Source organism: Ramlibacter sp., from assembly GCF_050250995.1.
GTDB lineage: Bacteria > Pseudomonadota > Gammaproteobacteria > Burkholderiales > Burkholderiaceae_C > Ramlibacter.
On the sequence record NZ_JBFWNP010000015.1, the window covers coordinates 83638 to 97651 of the forward strand.

The window sequence follows — 14014 nt, forward strand, 5'->3', positions numbered from 1 at the left end:
CACGACCCTGCGCCGGCCTCATGCCCGGCTCCTGCGCATGGCCTGAGCCATGTCGGCGATGACGCTGGCTGCCGCCTGCCGTCCGGACAACGCCGCCATGGGCACGCCGGGACCGGGGTGCGTGCTGCCGCCGGCAAGGTACAGGCCGTCGAGGCGGCTGCGTGCGCCGGGTCGGGTGAAGGAAGCCCTCCATCCGTGCGATGCGCGGCCGTACAGCGCGCCGCCGGTCGCGGGAAAACGCTGTCCGAATTCGGCGGGTGTGGTGCGCAGGACGTGCGGGCCGTCGGGTGAGAGACGCAGGCCGCAGCGCTCCATCCGCGCGAAAGTGCGACGCTGGCACTGCGCCAATGCGTCGGCGTCCGGCGGGCTGCCGTCGCGGGTCGCCGCTGCATTCACAAGACACAGGAGTCGTTCGACGCCGGTCGGCGGACCGGCGTCTTCATCGCCCCGATCCTGGGCGCAGACGTAGAGCGTCGGATCGGCGGGCAGCTGCCCCCGTCGAAGCGTGTCGAACTCCGCCGCGTAGTCGCCCGAGAAGAACACGTTGTGGCGCAGCAGCGGAAAGCCATACGCGGGCGTGAGCAGGTTCCAGGTGACCGCGGACAACGAGCGCGTGGCCGAGGGCGACGGGCTGACGGCGGAACGCGCCGCGACCCCCAGCAGGCCCATGGAAAGGGCGCGAGCGTCACCGTTGAACACCACGGCATCGGCGGCCAGTGTTTCGCCGGTGGACAGCCTCACGCCGCTTGCCCGACCCCCGGCCACGAGGATTTCGGCCACGCTGGCGCCGTAGCGCAGGACCGCGCCGCGCTGCGCCGCGAGTTCGGCCAGCACGGTGGCCAGCCGGCGCATCCCGCCATCCGCCAGCCAGACGCCTTGCTGTTCCACATGGGCCACCAGCATCAAGGTGGCGGGCGCGGCGAAGGGGGACGAGCCACAGTAGGTGGCGTAGCGCCCGAACAGCTGGCGCAGGCGCGGATCGCGGAAGTAGTCGCCCAGGGCGCTCCACATGGAGCGGAAGGGCGCGATGCCGGCCAGTGCCGGCAGTCCGCGCATGCCGGCCTGGCGAACCAGCGACAGGGGGCTGGGCCGCGGACCGCGCAGGAACGAGTGCTCCAGCGTCTGGTAGATGCGCCGCGTGCGCTGGCAAAAGGCCAGGTAGCCGCGCGCCGCTTCTGCGCCCGCGAAGGTGCCGATCGCGTCGGCGGAACGGCCGGCATCGGCAAACAGGTCGAGTCGCTCTTCCGCGCTCCATGCGTGGCGCGCGAGCGTGGCGACCGGGCGCAAATGCAGGTGTTCGCCCAATCGCGCGCCCACGACGTCGAACAGTTCGTCGAACACCCAGCGCATGGTGAACACGGTCGGACCTGCGTCCAGCTCCAGGCCGCCCAATGTCACGGGACGTAGCTTGCCCCCCGGTCCCGAGGCCGTCTCGAGCACCGTCACCCGGACGCCCTGCGCCGCCAGCAGCAGGGCCGCGACCAGGCCGCCGACACCTGCTCCGACAACGATGGCGCTGGACGATGGCCTCACCGGCGGCCTCGGCCGAATGCCTGTTGACGGGCTTTGTGCATGTGTCTATATTAGCTGACACTAAGCATGACAAGAGAGATTGACATGAAAGCGATCACCCGCATCGAGCAGTCCCTGGCCGCCGTGATCGCCACGACCGAGGCGCCGGGCTGTCCGCCCAAGTTGGCGGGCGCCATCCAGCACGCCGTGTTTCCCGGTGGGGCCCGAATCCGCCCGCAGCTATGCCTCGCGGTGGCCCGTGCCTGCGGCGATGGCGATCCGGTGCTGGCCGATGCCGCCGCCGTCGCGATCGAGTTGCTGCATTGCGCTTCGCTGGTCCATGACGACCTTCCCTGCTTCGACGATGCTCAGACGCGGCGGGGCCGCGCCTCGGTGCAGTGGGCTTATGGCGAAAGCATGGCGGTGCTCGCCGGCGATGCGCTGATCGTCCTGGCCTTCGACGCCCTGGCCAATGCCGCCGGTGGGTCGCTGCAGCGCCTGCCGGGCCTGATGCGCATCATCACGGCCGGTGTCGGCATGCCCTATGGCATCGTCGCCGGGCAGGCGTGGGAGTCCGAATCGCGGGTTTCGCTGACGGTGTACCAGCGCGCCAAGACCGGCGCATTGTTCGTGGCGGCCACGGCCGCCGGCGCCCAGGCCGCAGGCGCCGATCCCGCGCCGTGGCAGGGGCTGGGTCACTGGCTGGGCGAGGCCTACCAGGTGGCCGACGACATCCGCGATGTCGTGGCGGATCCGCAGTTGCTGGGCAAACCCGTGGGTCGTGACGCAGCGCTCGGCCGGCCGAGCGCTGCCGCGGCGCTTGGCCTCGGAGGTGCGCTCGATCATTTCAACCAGCTGATCGCCAACGCAAGCGCGTCCATCCCCGAGTGCGACGGCGCCGCGCAGCTGCGCGAACTGGTGCGCATGGAATCCGAGCGGCTGGTGCCCCTGACCATGTCCCGGGCCGTGCGCGATCGCCTGCCGGCGGCGGCGAACTGATCGGCAATCGGGAAGACCGTGAGCGCCCTGGTGCAGCCGGAGCCGAACGCAGCGGAGGCCATCGTTGCGTGGTCGGACCGCTGGTTCGCGTGGCGCAATCGCCTGCTGGCGAGCCGCGTGTTCCAGAAGCGGGCTGCCTTCTTCGCGCTGACCCGCCCGGTCGCGCGTCGGCGCGCGGGTGAACTGTTCGACCTCGTGGCCGGTTTCGTCTATTCGCAGGTCCTGCTCGCCTGCGTCCGACTGAACCTGTTCGACATCCTGGCCGAAGGACCGCGGACCGTCGCGTCCCTCGCGCGGCGGCTCGGCTTGTCGGAGCCGGCCGCGCTGCGGCTGCTGGCCGCGGCGCATGCGCTTCGCCTTGCCGAGCGGCGCAGCGGGGATCGCTACGGCCTCGGCGTGCTCGGCGCGACCATGGTCGGCAACCATGCCCTCGCGGCGATGGTGGAGCATCACACCGCGTTGTACGCCGACCTCGCGGACCCGGTGGCCTTGTTGCGCGGCGAGTCCGCGCGAACCACGCATCTGTCCGGCTACTGGGCCTACGCGAGCATCGGGGATCCCAGGACCTTGCCGCAGTCGCAGGTGGCTGATTACACCGCGTTGATGTCGGCGTCCCAGCCGCTCGTGGCCGAAGAGATCCTGGATGCCTATGCGTTGGAGGGTCACCGTTGCCTGCTCGACGTCGGGGGCGGCGAGGGCAGTTTTCTCCTCAGTGCCGCCGAACGGGCGCCCCATCTGCGGCTGATGCTCTTCGACCTGCCTTCCGTTTCTCAGAAGGCAGCTGCCTGCTTCGCCGACGCGGGTCTTGCATCGCGGGCGACAGCCCACGGCGGCGATTTCCGCACGGACCCGCTGCCCCGCGGCGCAGACCTCGCCACGCTCGTGCGCGTCGTTCACGACCACGACGACGCGGGTGCGGGCCGGCTCCTTGCGGCGATTCACGAGGCGCTTGAGCCGGGCGGGGTCTTGCTGCTCGCGGAGCCGATGGCGGGCACGGCGGGCGCGGAAGCGATGGGCGACGCCTACTTCGGCTTTTACCTGTTGGCCATGGGCAGCGGCCAACCGCGCACGCCGCAGCGCCTGACGGAGATGCTCGTCGCAGCGGGCTTCGAACAGGTTCGCCGACTGTCGACGCGCGTTCCGTTGCAAACGCAGATCCTGATCGCGCGGAAAAAACGCGCCCCTCCGGCGACCGGCGGTGTAAATCTTGATTGACGATATCAATAGTCAGATTAAGATGACACGCATGAGTTCCCTGTCCGTGATCGCATCCGCCGCGCGACGGTCGAGGTCATGGTCATGAATGCCCTCGCCGTCGTCCTCGAGCAGCCCGAACACCTGGTGCTCAGCCGCCTGGAACTGGCCGCGCCCGGCGACGCCGACGTGGTCGTCGACATCGACTACAGCGGCATCAGCACCGGCACCGAGAAGCTGCTCTGGACCGGCCGCATGCCTGCCTTCCCGGGCATGGGCTACCCCCTCGTTCCAGGGTATGAATCGGTCGGTCGCGTGAGCGAAGCGGGCCGCGCTTCCGGTCGCCGTGTCGGCGAAGCGGTGTTCGTCCCCGGTTCCAACTGCTTCGGGCCGGTGCGCGGTCTGTTCGGCGGCGCGGCGCAGAAGCTGGTGGTCCCGGGCGCGCGTGCCTTGCGGATCGATCCCCAGCTGGCCGAGCGCGGCGTGCTGCTCGCGCTGGCTGCCACGGCTTTCCATGCGACCAGCGCTCCTGGCGCACTGCAACCGGACCTCATCGTCGGGCACGGCGTGCTGGGCCGATTGATCGCACGCCTGGCCGTTCTGGCGGGGGCGCAACCGGTGGTCTGGGAAACCAACGCCGAACGCCGCAATGGAGCGTCGGGCTACGAAGTCGTCGATCCCGCGGCAGACGCTCGCCGCGACTACGCGTGCATTTGCGACGTCAGCGGGGACAGCGCCCTGCTGGACACCTTGATCGCGCGCCTGGCGCCCGGCGGCGAGGTGGTGCTCGCGGGGTTCTACGAGGCGCCGCTGTCCTTTGCATTCCCCCCGGCTTTCATGCGCGAGGCACGCATCCGCGTCGCCGCGCAGTGGCAGCCGACCGACCTGGATGCCGTGCGCGCGCTTGCCGAATCGGGGCGCCTGTCCCTGGACGGACTGATCACGCATCGCTGCGACGCGCTGCAGGCAGACCATGCCTACCGCACGGCTTTCGGCGATCCCGGCTGCCTGAAGATGATTCTCGATTGGAGAGCTTGCTCATGAGTTCCAGCACCATCCCGGCCGAGGCGGCCATCACCTTGATGCGGAACATGGCGCTGCGCGCCGAAGCCGCGGTCGAGCCCGCGCCGGTGTCCACGGGCCCGGTCACCAAGGAAACCCAGATCATCGCCATCTACGGCAAGGGGGGGATCGGCAAGAGCTTCACGCTGGCCAACCTCTCCTACATGATGGCGCAGCAAGGCAAGAAGGTGCTCCTGATCGGCTGCGATCCCAAGAGCGACACCACCAGCCTGCTGTTCGGCGGACGGGCCTGCCCGACCATCATCGAAACCTCGTCGCGCAAGAAGCTCGCCGGCGAGCCGGTCGCGATCGGCGACGTCTGCTTCAAGCGCGACGGCGTGTACGCCATGGAACTCGGCGGCCCGGAAGTGGGTCGCGGCTGTGGCGGGCGCGGCATCATCCACGGCTTCGAACTCCTGGAAAAACTCGGCTTCCACGAGTGGGGCTTCGACTACGTCCTGCTCGACTTCCTGGGCGACGTGGTGTGCGGCGGCTTCGGGCTGCCGATCGCGCGCGACATGTGCCAGAAGGTGATCGTCGTCGCCAGCAACGACCTGCAGTCGCTCTACGTGGCCAACAACGTGTGTTCGGCGGTGGAGTATTTCCGCAAGCTCGGTGGCAACGTCGGCGTGGCCGGGATGGTGATCAATCGGGACGACGGCACCGGCGAGGCCGCGGCGTTCGCGGGCCAGGTCGGCATCCCGGTGCTGTCGGTGATTCCCGCCAACGACGACATCCGGCGCAAGAGCGCGAGCTACGAAATCATCGGCCGGCCCGACTCGCCCTGGGGTCCGCTGTTCGCCCAGCTCGCCGACAACGTCGGGACTTCGCTGCCCGTGCGCCCGAAGCCGATGACCCAGGACCAGCTGCTGGGACTGTTCTCCGCGGACACCGTGGGCCGCAACGTGGTGCTGGAGCCCGCGACGCAGTTCGACATGTGCGGCAAGACCGAGATCAAGCGCGAGACCCTCGAAGTGGTCTACGACGCAGCCTGAGCGACCCGCCGCAATGAGCAAGACCATTCCGATCGTCGCCGCCGCGACCGTTCAAGGCGACACGTCGTCGAGCGTGCGCGCCGCCGGCGGCGATGGCGTGGGCTGCCACGCCGGCGCCGAGCAGATGCTGGCAGCGGCCAAGGCGGCCGGCAAGTCGGAAACGCTGGAGCGCTACGCCAGGGACTATCCCGTGGCGCCTTCGACCGGCCCGCACGACCAGCCGCAAAGCATGTGCCCGGCGTTCGGCGCGCTGCGGGTGGGCCTGCGCATGCGGCGAACGGCAACGATCCTGTCGGGGTCGGCTTGCTGCGTCTACGGCCTGACCTTCACTTCGCATTTCTATGGGGCGCGCCGCAGCGTGGGCTACGTCCCGTTCAACTCGGAGACGCTGGTCACCGGCAAGCTGTTCGAGGACATCCGCGAGGCGGTGCACAAGGAAGCGGACCCCGAGCGCTACGACGCGATCGTCGTCATCAACCTGTGCGTGCCGACGGCCAGCGGCGTGCCGCTGCAGATCCTGCCGAAAGACATCAACGGGGTGCGCATCATCGGCATCGACGTGCCCGGCTTCGGCGTGCCGACCCATGCCGAAGCCAAGGATGTGCTGGCCGGTGCGATGCTCAGGTATGCGCGCGCCGAAGTGGAGGCCGGGCCCGTCCAGGCGCCGCGCACCGGCGCTTCGGGCAAGCCGACGATCACGCTGCTGGGCGAGATGTTCCCGGCCGACCCGGTGATCATCGGCCGCATGCTGGAGCCGATGGGCCTGGCCGCGGGGCCGGTGGTACCGACGCGCGAATGGCGCGAGCTGTACGCGGCGCTCGATTGCGCGGCCGTGGCTGCCATCCATCCCTTCTACACCGCCAGCATCCGCGAGTTCGATGCGGCGGGCCGCGCCGTCGTCGGTTCGGCGCCGGTCGGCCATGACGGCACCGAAGCCTGGCTGCAGGCGATCGGAAGCGCCGTCAACGTGCCGCAGGCGAAGATCGATGCGGTCAAGAACATGATGCTGCCGGCCATCCGCGGCGCGTTGGCGAAGGCGCCGATCAAGGGCCGCATCACGCTCAGCGGCTACGAAGGCTCGGAGTTGCTGGTGGGCCGCCTGCTGGTGGAGAGCGGCGCCGATCTGCGCTACGTGGGCACCGCCTGCCCGCGTACCGCCTGGAGCGACGCGGACCGGGAGTGGCTGGAGTCCAGGGGCGTGCACGTGCAGTTCCGCGCGTCGCTGGAGCAGGACCTCGCGGCAATGCACGAGTGGACGCCGGACCTCGCCATCGGCACCACGCCGGTGGTGCAGGCCGCCAAGGAGCGCTGCATCCCCGCCCTCTACTTCACCAACCTGATTTCGGCGCGTCCGCTGATGGGGCCGGCCGGCGCCGGCTCGCTGGGCACCGTGATCAACGCCGCCATCGGCACCAAGGCGCGGTTCGACGAGATGAAGGCCTTCTTCGGCGACACCGGGGCGGGCCACGCCGCGGGGGTCTGGGAAGCATCGAACGGTGTGCCGCGGGACCGGCCGGAGTTCAAGGCCGACACCCGTCGACAAGTGCAGAAGATGCTCAAGAAGCGCAAGGCCGAGGAGATGATATGAGCGGCACGGGACGCATCGCATGCTAGTGCTCGACCACGATCGCGCGGGCGGCTATTGGGGCGCGGTGTATGTGTTCACCGCGATCAAGGGCCTGCAGGTCGTGATCGACGGCCCCGTGGGCTGCGAGAACCTGCCGGTCACGTCCGTGCTGCACTACACCGACGCGCTGCCGCCGCACGAACTGCCCATCGTGGTCACGGGGCTGGCCGAGGAGCAGCTGGGTCGGGAGGGCACGGAAGGCTCGATGCGCCGCGCGCACGCGGCGCTCGATCCCGACCTCCCCTCGGTCGTGGTCACGGGCTCGATCGCCGAGATGATCGGCGGCGGCGTGACGCCCTCGGGGACCACCATCCAGCGTTTCCTGCCGCGGACGATCGACGAGGACCAGTGGCAATGCGCGGATCGCGCCATGTTCTGGCTGTGGTCGGAGTACGGCCTGAAGCATGTGCCGGCGCGCAAGCCGCTGGCCGAGCGGCCGGCGGGCGAGAAGCCGCGCGTCAACATCATCGGTCCGAGCTACGGCGCCTTCAACGGACCCAGCGACCTGGCCGAGATCCGCCGGCTGGTGCAGGGCATCGGCGCCGAGATCAACATGGTGTTCCCGCTGGGCAGCCACCTCGCGGATGTTTCGCGCCTGGTCGAGGCCGACGTCAACATCTGCATGTACCGGGAGTTCGGCCGGAAGCTGTGCGAGGCCCTCGACCGGCCTTATCTGCAGGCGCCGATCGGCCTGCACAGCACGACGAAGTTCCTGCGCAGCCTGGGCGCATTGCTCGGACTCGACCCGGAGCCCTTCATCGAGTGCGAGAAGCACAGCACGATCAAGCCGGTCTGGGACTTGTGGCGTTCGGTCACCCAGGATTTTTTCGGCACCGCGAGCTTCGCCGTGGTCGCCAACGAGACCTACACCCGCGGCATCCGCCATTTCCTCGAAGAGGAGCTCGGCATGCCCTGCAACTTCGCGGTGGCCCGGCATGCGGGCGCCAAGACCGACAACGCCGAAGTGCGTCGCCTGGTGGCCGAGAAGACCCCGCTCGTGCTTTACGGCAGCTACAACGAGCGCATGTACCTCGCCGAGTGCGGCGGCGGGGGAATGATGAAGGCCACCTTCATCCCGGCGTCCTTCCCGCTGCCCATCATCCGGCGCCACACGGGCACGCCGTTCATGGGCTATGCCGGCGCGACGTACATCCTCCAGGAGTTCTGCAACGCGCTGTTCGATGCGCTGTTCCACATCCTGCCGACGGCCGCGGACCTGGACCGCGTCGATCCGACCCCGGTGCGCATCGGCGAACAGCACACCCGGCCCTGGGACGAGGATGCCCGGACGCTGCTGGACGAATTCGTGGAGACCGAGCCGGTGCTGGTGCAGATTTCCGCGGCCAAGCGGCTGCGCGACCGGGCCGAGCGCGATGCGCATGCCGCGGGCGAAGCGCGGATCACCGCGCAGCGGGTGGAGCGCTCGCGTCGCGCGCTGCGGCACGGAGAGGTCGCATGAAGACCCATCGAATTTCCCGGCGCCAGCGCGCCGGACTCGCCAGACATCGCGGCAGTCGCCGCGGGTGCCCTGCCGCGCGGGCGTTGCGCGGTGGCGGCCGAGAGGCCATTGATCTAAGGGTTCATTTATGGCTTTAGCAGAAAGAACAGGCTCGTTGTCCGGCTTGACCGAGCAGGAAGCGCGGGAATTCCACGGGATTTTCGTGACGAGTTTCATCGGCTTCACCGCCATCGCGGTCGTGGCCCACATCCTGGTCTGGTACTGGCGCCCCTGGCTCTGACGGTGCGGCCAAGGTGAACGCCATGGACCGCGCAACACAAGCCTGGACTCCGCAGATGCTCAGGAGCGACGCCCGCGTCTTCCGCGGCATTTTCGTGGTGGGCTTCGTGGTGCTGCTCGGCGTTGCGCTCGTCGCCGAGTTGTTGAACTGGCGCTGGCGCTCGTGGTTGCCCGGTGCCGAGAGTGAGAAATCGTTGATCGGTGGAGTGAAGGCGGCTGTCTACAGCTTCATGTCCCACCTAACCTAGGAAATACACCATGTGGAAAATCTGGCTTCTTTTCGATCCGCGCAGGGTGCTCGTCGCCCTGTTCACCTTCCTGTTCATCCTGGCGCTGGTGATTCACTTCATCCTGCTCAGCACGGACAGGTTCAACTGGCTGGACGGCGGACGCAACGCCGCGAAGGCCGCCTCGCAGAACAGCTCGATGCCGGCAGCGGCACCGGCGACCAAGTAGGCCGCGCGCTGCAGCCCTACGGGACGGCGGCGCTTCGGCGCGCCGTCCATCCTGCGCACCCCGGAAGGACACGACATGGCCATGCTCAGTTTTGAAAAGAAGTACCGCGTTCGCGGTGGCACCCTTGTGGGGGGCGATCTGTTCGACTTCTGGGTCGGGCCTTTCTGGGTGGGGTTCTTCGGCATCACCACCATCTTCTTCGCGGTGATCGGCACCCTGCTGATCGTCTGGGGCGCCTCGCAGGGGCCGACCTGGAACCTCTGGCAGATCAGCATCGCGCCGCCCGATCTGAAATACGGGCTGTCCTTTGCGCCGCTCAAGGAGGGCGGGCTCTGGCAGCTGATCACCTTCTGCGCGACGGGCGCCTTCATATCGTGGGCGCTGCGCGAGGTGGAAATCTGCCGGAAGCTCGGCATCGGCTACCACGTGCCCGTCGCTTTCGGATTCGCGATCTTCGCCTACGTCACGCTCGTGATCATTCGCCCCGTCCTCATGGGCGCCTGGGGACACGGCTTTCCGTACGGGATCATGAGCCACCTCGACTGGGTCTCGAATACGGGATACCAGTACCTGCACTTCCACTACAACCCGGCCCACATGCTGGCGGTGAGTTTCTTCTTCGCCACCACGCTGGCGCTGTCGCTGCATGGCGCGCTGATTCTTTCGGCGACCAACCCCGGACCGGGCGAGCCGGTGAAGACGCCCGACCACGAGAACACTTTTTTCCGCGACGCCATCGGGTACTCGATCGGCACGCTGGGGGTACACCGCCTGGGCTTGTTCCTGGCACTGTCCGCCGCGTTCTGGAGCGCGATCTGCATCGTCATCAGCGGACCGTTCTGGACCCGCGGGTGGCCGGAGTGGTGGACCTGGTGGCTCAACCTTCCGGTGTGGCGCTGATGGACCGCATGCAAGGAGAACGACATGGCTGAGTACCAGAATCTCTTCACCCAGGTCCAGGTGGCAGCGCCCGCCTATGCCGGCGTGCCCGTCCCGGACGGCGGACGCGAGCGGATCGGGCCGCCGCTGCACAGCCACCTGCTGGGCCGCATCGGCGACGCGCAGATCGGGCCGATCTACCTGGGGTGGTGGGGCCTTGCGTCCGCACTCTGCTTCTTCATCGCGCTGGAGATCGTCGGGCTCAACATGCTCGCCTCGGTGAACTGGGACCCGATCCAGTTCGTGCGGCAACTGTTCTGGCTCGGGCTGGAGCCGCCGCCCCCTGCGTATGGGCTCACGCTGTTCCCGCCGCTCAACGAGGGCGGCTGGTGGCTGATGGCCGGCTTCTTCATGACGGCGTCGGTGCTGCTGTGGTGGGTGCGCATGTACCGGCGCGCCAAGGCGCTGGGCCTGGGCACGCACGTGGCCTGGGCCTTCGCGGCCGCGATCTGGCTGATGCTGTGCCTGGGCTTCATCCGCCCGATCCTGATGGGCAGCTGGGGCGAAGCGGTGCCGTTCGGGATCTTCCCGCACCTGGACTGGACGGCGGCGTTCTCCATCCGCTACGGGAACCTGTTCTACAACCCGTTCCACATGCTTTCGATCGCCTTCCTGTATGGCGCGACGCTGCTGTTCGCGATGCACGGCGCCACGATCCTGGCGGTGAGCCGTTTCGGCGGCGATCGGGAGATCGAACAGATCGTGGACCGCGGCACCGCCACCGAGCGCGCGGCGCTGTTCTGGCGCTGGACCATGGGTTGGAACGCGACGATGGAGTCGATCCACATCTGGGCCTGGTGGTTCGCGGTGCTGTGCCCGCTGACCGGCGGCATCGGCATCCTGCTGACCGGGACGGTCGTGGACAACTGGTATCTGTGGGCCGTCAAGCACGGCGTCGCCCCGGTGTATCCGTCGGTCTTTCCTGCGGTCGCCGACCCCGCCTTGATGGGTATCAAGCCATGAACGCTCGCCATCGTTTCGTCTCGTATGTGGTGCTTGGCGCGGCAGCGCTGCTGTCCGGCTGCGAGCGCCCGCCCGTGCTCTCGGTGCAAAGCGGCTACCGGGGAACCGGCATGGAGCAGGTCTACAACCCTCGCCTGCTGGCGGAGCAGGCGCCCGGGCAGGCGATGCCGGCGGCGCTCGATCCGGCTTCGCCGGACGGACCCAAGGCGGGGCAGATCTACCAGAACGTCAAGGTGCTCGGACACCTGAGCATCGGCGAATTCGCGCGCAACATGACGGCCATCACGGCCTGGGTCGCGCCCAAGGAAGGCTGCACGTATTGCCACAATCCCGCGAACTTCGCCGATGACGGCAAGTACGCCAAGGTGGTCGCGCGTCGCATGCTGCAGATGACGCAGCACATCAACACCGACTGGAAGACCCACGTCGCCGATACGGGCGTGACCTGCTACACCTGCCACCGCGGCAACCCCGTGCCGCCGAGCGTGTGGTTCACGGCCGAAGGCGCCAAGCCCGGCAATCGCATGAGCGGCAACAAGGGCGGACAGAACGCGCCGGCCGAATCGGTGGCCTATGCCTCGCTGCCCAACGATCCGTTCACGCCCTTCATTTCCCAGAGCCTCAGCTCGCGGGTGATCGGGCCGACCGCGCTGCCGACCGGCAACCGGGCCTCGGTCAAGCAGGCCGAGTGGACCTACGGGATGATGATGCACATGTCCGACTCGCTGGGCGTGAACTGCACCTATTGCCACAACTCGCGTTCCTTCGCCAGCTGGGAGTCGAGCTCGCCGCAGCGCGTCACCGCCTACCACGGCATCCGGCTTGCACGCGACCTGAACGTGAGCTATCTCGAGCCGCTGACGTCGACGTTCCCGAAGGAGCGCCTGGGTCCGAATGGCGACGTGGCCAAGGTCAACTGCGCCACCTGCCACCAGGGCGCGTACAAGCCGCTCAATGGCGCGAAGATGCTGCAGTCGCATCCCGAACTCGCGAGGCCCGGCCCGGCGATGCCGGCCGCGGCGGCGGCCAGCGCGGGGGCCGCTGCGGTGGCCGTTGCGGCGGCACCCGCCGCACCGGCACCGGCACCGGCACCGGCGGCGTCGGCATCGCGTTAAACAGTTCCGGTCGGAAGGCTCAGCGGTCCGTGGGCGGTGAACGCATCGCCCACTTCCACAGGTTCTCGCTGGGCAGCGGCAGGACCAGGAACCAGTGCTCGAGGATCGCGAGCGCCAGCAGTGAGCCCACCAGGCTGAGGCTGGTCGCCGTGGCGGCGCTGGCCGCAGGCGCGAAGGCGGCGTGCCAGAGCGGCACGGCCACCGCGGTGGAGACGATGACCGAAACCGGAAACAGCGGGTTCATCGGTTCGCGGCGAAAGTAGCTGTGCAGGTAGCGAAGGTGGGCCGGCAGGAAACTCTCGTAGAGATTGCGTACGCCGAGAAACACGTTGAGCTTGGCGCTCTGCCGCATCGCCCATAGCACGGCGAACGTCCAGAAGCCGGTCTGGTTCGGTTGGCCCCAGGTCGCCGCAAGGACCGCGGCGCCCAGCACGAGCAGCGCGATTTCATGGTGGATCACCGTGCCGAGCGCTTCCCGCGTGCGCGCCCAACCGGCCAACCCGGGCGTGGCTGCGGTGCGTCGCGGCCCGGTGACATATCCGAGCAGGAAGGCGACTTCCTGCCAGGCCCACACGGCCACCGCGCAGGTGAAGGCGCAATAGGCACTGGCCACCGAGGTGCTCGCGCTGCTGGCGGCCAGGCCGGCGAGCGCGGCGAACAGCAGCAACGTGGCGCCCAGCATCGTCCATTTGAACGTGCGGCGCGGCAGCCCGTCGAGGTACAGGATGACTCCGGTGCTGAACCACCAGAGCAGCAGCGTGAAGAGCAGGGGAAGGACGTGCCGCTCCACGGGGGCTCACGGAGCTTCGTTGCGCCGTATCGCGGCCGGTATCACCACGCCGGCGCCATGCGCACCTGCGCCGGCAGCGCGTGTCGCCTGACCGGCAGCAGGTACAGCCGCGCGAAAGTCAGCGCGCCGCGCAGGGCGAGGCCCGCGCTGGCCAGGCGGCCGGCCAGGCCGCCGCGTGCGCGCGCGCGCTCGATGCGCCGCGACAGGTCCAGCAGGCGGGCCAGACCTGCCCGGAACTCCGGATGGTCGATGTCCAGCGTCACCGGAAAGACCTGGCGCGAGATCTCGTTGGTGATGCGAAACACCGTGTAGTCGTACTCCGTGGCGTCCAGGCCCATGGCCGCATTGAGCTCGGGCCGCGCGTGGTCGCGCACGTACATGGTGGCGTACACCGCGAGCTGGAAGAAGCGGATCCACAGGGTGTTGGCGCCCCGGAGCAAGTCGGGGTTGGCCCGCATGATCAGCGCGAAGGATTCGCCGTGGCGGAATTCATCGTTGCACCAGCGCTCGAACCAGCGAAAGATCGGGTGGAAGCGCTTGTCCGGATGGCGTTCGAGCTGGCGATAGATCGTGATGTAGCGCGCGTAGCCGATCTTCTCGGACAGATAGGTGGCATAGAAGATG

General features: G+C 68.5%; 15 protein-coding genes. 12 read left to right on the forward strand and 3 right to left on the reverse strand.

The window, feature by feature from the left end:
• Window positions 1-18 precede the first annotated feature (18 nt).
• Window positions 19-1533, reverse strand: a complete 1515-nt coding sequence (gene crtD, locus AB7E83_RS12535) for a 1-hydroxycarotenoid 3,4-desaturase CrtD (protein WP_428569849.1) — start codon at window positions 1531-1533, stop codon at window positions 19-21.
• A gap of 84 nt (window positions 1534-1617) precedes the next feature.
• Between crtD and AB7E83_RS12540 the strand changes: the two genes are divergently transcribed.
• The 12 genes from AB7E83_RS12540 to pufC all read left to right on the forward strand — a co-directional run bounded on the left by AB7E83_RS12540 (window position 1618) and on the right by pufC (window position 12600).
• A complete protein-coding gene (locus AB7E83_RS12540) occupies window positions 1618-2511 on the forward strand; it encodes a polyprenyl synthetase family protein (protein ID WP_428569852.1) in 894 nt (297 codons plus the stop codon).
• An 18-nt stretch (window positions 2512-2529) separates the two neighbouring features.
• Window positions 2530-3726, forward strand: a complete 1197-nt coding sequence (locus tag AB7E83_RS12545; RefSeq protein ID WP_428569854.1) for a methyltransferase — start codon at window positions 2530-2532, stop codon at window positions 3724-3726.
• 84 nt (window positions 3727-3810) lie between these two features.
• The gene (gene bchC / locus AB7E83_RS12550) at window positions 3811-4749 is read left to right on the forward strand and encodes a chlorophyll synthesis pathway protein BchC (protein ID WP_428569857.1); all 939 of its coding nucleotides are present in this window, start codon (window positions 3811-3813) and stop codon (window positions 4747-4749) included.
• On the forward strand, window positions 4746-5762 hold the full coding sequence (locus tag AB7E83_RS12555; protein ID WP_428569859.1) for a chlorophyllide a reductase iron protein subunit X: 1017 nt from the start codon (window positions 4746-4748) through the stop codon (window positions 5760-5762). The genes bchC and AB7E83_RS12555 overlap by 4 nt, the downstream gene beginning before the upstream one ends.
• Window positions 5763-5775: 13 nt before the next feature.
• A complete protein-coding gene (gene bchY, locus AB7E83_RS12560) occupies window positions 5776-7350 on the forward strand; it encodes a chlorophyllide a reductase subunit Y (protein WP_428569861.1) in 1575 nt (524 codons plus the stop codon).
• Window positions 7351-7369: 19 nt separating this feature from the next.
• Window positions 7370-8848 carry a chlorophyllide a reductase subunit Z gene (gene bchZ, locus AB7E83_RS12565; protein WP_428569864.1) on the forward strand — a complete coding sequence of 493 codons (1479 nt, stop codon included), beginning with the start codon at window positions 7370-7372 and terminating at the stop codon, window positions 8846-8848.
• A 127-nt stretch (window positions 8849-8975) separates the two neighbouring features.
• On the forward strand, window positions 8976-9128 hold the full coding sequence (pufB, locus tag AB7E83_RS12570; RefSeq protein ID WP_428569866.1) for a light-harvesting antenna LH1, beta subunit: 153 nt from the start codon (window positions 8976-8978) through the stop codon (window positions 9126-9128).
• 22 nt (window positions 9129-9150) lie between these two features.
• Window positions 9151-9375 carry a hypothetical protein gene (locus AB7E83_RS12575; RefSeq protein WP_428569869.1) on the forward strand — a complete coding sequence of 75 codons (225 nt, stop codon included), beginning with the start codon at window positions 9151-9153 and terminating at the stop codon, window positions 9373-9375.
• Between the two features lie 10 nt (window positions 9376-9385).
• Complete coding sequence (gene pufA / locus AB7E83_RS12580) at window positions 9386-9583, forward strand: light-harvesting antenna LH1, alpha subunit (protein WP_428569871.1); 198 nt, start codon at window positions 9386-9388, stop codon at window positions 9581-9583.
• A gap of 75 nt (window positions 9584-9658) precedes the next feature.
• Complete coding sequence (gene pufL, locus AB7E83_RS12585; protein ID WP_428569872.1) at window positions 9659-10483, forward strand: photosynthetic reaction center subunit L; 825 nt, start codon at window positions 9659-9661, stop codon at window positions 10481-10483.
• 24 nt (window positions 10484-10507) lie between these two features.
• Window positions 10508-11485 carry a photosynthetic reaction center subunit M gene (pufM, locus tag AB7E83_RS12590; RefSeq protein WP_428569875.1) on the forward strand — a complete coding sequence of 326 codons (978 nt, stop codon included), beginning with the start codon at window positions 10508-10510 and terminating at the stop codon, window positions 11483-11485.
• On the forward strand, window positions 11482-12600 hold the full coding sequence (pufC, locus tag AB7E83_RS12595; protein ID WP_428569877.1) for a photosynthetic reaction center cytochrome PufC: 1119 nt from the start codon (window positions 11482-11484) through the stop codon (window positions 12598-12600). Before pufM ends, pufC begins: the two co-directional genes overlap by 4 nt.
• Window positions 12601-12619: 19 nt before the next feature.
• Here the strand turns inward: pufC and puhE are convergent, their stop codons facing one another.
• Window positions 12620-13390: a putative photosynthetic complex assembly protein PuhE gene (gene puhE, locus AB7E83_RS12600; RefSeq protein ID WP_428569880.1), complete on the reverse strand. Its 771-nt coding sequence runs from the start codon at window positions 13388-13390 to the stop codon at window positions 12620-12622.
• 41 nt (window positions 13391-13431) lie between these two features.
• Window positions 13432-14014 (reverse strand): magnesium-protoporphyrin IX monomethyl ester (oxidative) cyclase (gene acsF / locus AB7E83_RS12605; RefSeq protein WP_428569883.1); only part of this gene is annotated, 583 nt, incomplete at its 5' end.